This window comes from Polaromonas sp. CG_9.11, assembly GCF_015752225.1.
Taxonomy (GTDB): domain Bacteria; phylum Pseudomonadota; class Gammaproteobacteria; order Burkholderiales; family Burkholderiaceae_C; genus Polaromonas.
The window spans coordinates 1-1146 of sequence record NZ_JADOVE010000075.1; the positions used below are offsets into that span (position 1 = coordinate 1).

Consider the following 1146-nt stretch of genomic DNA (forward strand, 5'->3'; position numbering starts at 1 on the left):
AGCGGTCACGTTGCCGGAATCCTCCCGGTCACGTTCACCGGAACGTCGGTCACGATCCCGGAATCACCGGTCACGTTGGTCCGGAATACTCAGCAGCTGTGTCGGCGTCATGGGATGCGTCTGGTTCAGCGCAAGCAAGCGCTGGGCAGGGCCCCAGGATTGGGCCGGTAAGTCCTCAGGCAGTTGCGCTGCGGGGCCACCGACTTCATGCATTCGGTTGGACTTGCTGATCCATTTTCTCAACGTGCCTACCGGCATATTCAATTCATCGGCAACGTGCTGCATGCTGCGCGTGCCGCGTTGCCTGGCTTTGCTCAGGGCCTGTTCCTGGAATTCAGGGGAATGAAGATTTTTTGTCATAAATGGTACTCCTTTGCGGCTTTTCCGCAATCATGATGGAGCGACAACTAGTCTGACACGGGGGGCCAGGCAAGCCAACTCATGAGCTCGGTTATGGGATACGCAATCCAGGGGCAAGGTCAACCTTCACCGAAAGCCCTTTCACGCTGCACCGCCTGGAGGACTTTGTGCCGGCGGACCACCCGCTGCGCGCGATATGCCAGATGGTCAACGAGGCGCTGCACAAGATGGATGCGCTGTTTGCAGGGATGTACGAAGCGCCCAGCAAAGGCGGTCGGCCCAGCATCTCGCCCGAGAAACTGCTGCGCGCCATGCTTCTCCAGGTGTTCCACAGCATCCGCTCAGATGCGCCACCTCATGGAGCAGACGCAGTACAACCTGCTGTACCGCTGGTTCATCGGCCTGGCCATGAATGAGGCGGTGTGGGTGCCCACGGTGTTTTCCAAAAACCGTGAGCGCTTGCTGGCGCACGATGCGGTCATCGAGTTGTTCAACCATGTGGTGCAAAGCGCCGACGCGCACGGCTGGCTCTCGGGGGAGCACTTCAGTGTGGACGGCACGTTGATTCAGGCCTGGGCGGGCCACAAGAGTTTTGTGCGCAAGGACGGTAGCGATGAGCCGGGCAGCGGCGGCAGTTTCAAGGGCCAGAGCCGCTCGAACGAAACGCACGAATCAACGACAGATCTGGATGCTAGTGTCGCGTCATGATGTAGTTGTCGGGTAAAGCCTTTTGAGCTTGGTGCGGGCATCCTTGGTCGTGAACTGCCAGTTGACTTTGGCCTGAAG

General features: G+C 59.2%; 1 protein-coding gene and 1 pseudogene. One reads left to right on the forward strand and one right to left on the reverse strand.

The window, feature by feature from the left end:
* Window positions 1–63: 63 nt before the first annotated feature.
* Window positions 64–360, reverse strand: coding sequence for a hypothetical protein (locus tag IWX85_RS20175; protein WP_196870989.1), 297 nt, complete (start codon window positions 358–360; stop codon window positions 64–66).
* 98 nt (window positions 361–458) lie between these two features.
* On the opposite strand from IWX85_RS20175, the pseudogene IWX85_RS20180 reads away from it, so the two are divergent.
* Window positions 459–1053: pseudogene (locus tag IWX85_RS20180) on the forward strand (IS5 family transposase); the annotation flags it as partial.
* Window positions 1054–1146 lie beyond the last annotated feature (93 nt).